At 56.9% G+C, this 2218-nt stretch carries 1 protein-coding gene; it reads left to right on the top strand.

The window, feature by feature from the left end; genetic code table 11:
• The first annotated feature begins 852 nt into the window (after nt 1-852).
• Nucleotides 853-2094 (top strand): acyl-CoA dehydrogenase family protein, encoded by a 1242-nt coding sequence (locus tag EWE75_RS24330; protein ID WP_130160600.1) that lies wholly within the window; start codon nt 853-855, stop codon nt 2092-2094.
• Nucleotides 2095-2218: the final 124 nt, after the last annotated feature.

Here is a 2218-nt window from a genome sequence, read left to right as displayed (position 1 = left end):
ACCCTTCGTCCCGCCCGGCACGAACCCTTTGATCCGTTCCCATTGGTCATCACGAAGCGCATCGCGATCCATCGCTGATCTCCAAAAATCAGCCTTGAATCCGATTTCAGAGCAATTGGGAATCCCTAACCCTTAAATCGTCACCACGCCCTAGCCCGTCTTATTCACCGGGGGCATAGGATCGGGTTGGACCAATGGGGCCTCGGAATAGCGGCCCGCTTCACATCGGTACGCTGGCCCACTTCACCGCCGGAATGGTGGCCCGCTTCGCGTCGGAATACCCGGCCCGCTTCCCTCGGAATTCGCACGCTGCGTGCCGACCAAGGATCCCGATCTCGCCCGAACATGGCTCTATGCGCATCTCCTCACAGCCCTCATCACTGAGGATTTCAGCGCCGATTTCGGCGAATCTTTCCCCTGAGGAGCAGGAGATCAGCTTCCCGCTATGGCGCGCTCAAGCCGAAACCATTCGGCTTATCATTGCCGCTATCCTTCACGGCATACCTTTCGCCGCCGCGCTCGCCAGACTGGTCTCTCGCGCCAGAAAACTCCTCGATCCACCGCGAAGGAGATGTCTCAAACCACGCAATTTCTTCCCTGCAACAGCTTAAAGTCAGCGCCTATGCGCCGCACCGGGAACCGCCGAAAATTCCTCCCGCTCGCTCGGTCCGCATGGCAAACGCGCTGTGCTTCGCCACCTAAACGTACAAAGCCGAGCTTAGGGTTGACGATGCCCATATGATTTGCTACCCCTGTTAAATAAGAATTAAACGAGAGGTGCTCTGCGGTTTGAGTCGAAGTCGAGGCTCTGCAGAATGCTGCGACCCAACTCTATTAGGCGGATTTGATCACATGGCAAACAAGCTCGCAACTGTTCAATCCTTTTCTCCCGCGATTGACGAGGGCCTGGGCGAAACGATCGTCAAACGGGCGCATGACATGATCCCCGAACTCGTGGCGCGGCAGGCCGAGACCGAAGCGCGTACCCATTATGCGCCGGACACCCATTCCGCCTTCGAAAAAGCCGGCTTCTACAACATATTGGTGCCTAAAGAGTTCAGCGGACTGGATCTGGATGTAAAGACTTACTATCGGGTCGTCATGGAGCTCGCAACCGGATGCCCGTCCACGGCTTGGCAGTTCTGCCTCGGCTCAGCCCACGCGGTCACGCTTTGCGGCATGTTCGATTTGCCCACTCAGCGCCAAGTTTTCGACTTGGATGAACCTTTCATATGCGCAGTCACCGCTCGTCCGCAGGGTGAGGCACGTCGCCGGGTCGATGGGGACTGGGATCTGAACGGCGTTTTCAATTTTTGCTCCGGGATACCCTATTCCTCGCATTTCATGAGTCATGCGATTGCGGTGGAAGCCGATGGGAGCCCTGCGGGAATCATGACATTCGTGGCGAGGCGGGATCAATGGACGATGCTCGATGACTGGGGCGGCTCCCTCGGGTTGAAGGGCAGCGGGTCCAACAGCGTGAGTTTCACCAACGCTCACGTGCCGGCCGCCTTAACGAGGCTGAATAAGATGCATATGGAGCATAGGCTGGAACCCAAAAGCGAAGCGACCGCCCATCTGGATAATCCGATCTATTATGGCGGCACAATGAGCCTTTGGCTACTCGAGCCTGCAGCCCTGCTGCTCGGAATGGTAAAGGGTGCACTCGATGAATGCACGTCACTGATGGCGACTAAGATGACGGCAATCCCGCCGATCCAACCGAGAGTGGACAGTCCCGATTATCAGCGCTGGTTCGGAGCCGCTGCGACGAAAATCGCGTTGGCCGAAGCAGCCTATTATGACGCTTGTGAGAAATGGACGGAAGATGCCCGGCTTCAGATGCTTGGGCATCGGGATCCGGCCGACCCACGTGAAAATCTGGCGATGGTGATGTGCGGCGAGATCATCGAAATGTGCTGGGACGCCATGCAGTTGCTCTATCGTACAGCCGGCACAAGTTCCGCGTTCGACGGACAAAGATTCCAACGCATTTACCGCGACATGTCTACTGCAAGGTCGCACGCGTACAATACGCGTTTCGATCAGTTGCATCGCGACCTGGCCAAGCTCCTGATCACAAAAGCTCACTGATACCAAGATTCACTGATCAGAACTCGCGAGCCCAATCACGCAGGCCGATAGACATGATCTTCCAGGGCTGGTCGACCAGCTTGTTCCAGGCGTCGCAGCAATGGTCGACGATGTCGTCATAGGA

Origin of the sequence: Sphingomonas populi, assembly GCF_004208535.1 — a bacterium.
GTDB classification, from domain to species: domain Bacteria; phylum Pseudomonadota; class Alphaproteobacteria; order Sphingomonadales; family Sphingomonadaceae; genus Sphingomonas; species Sphingomonas populi.
The sequence above is the reverse complement of the archived record's forward strand: the minus strand, read 5'-3'. Positions and strand labels throughout refer to the sequence as shown.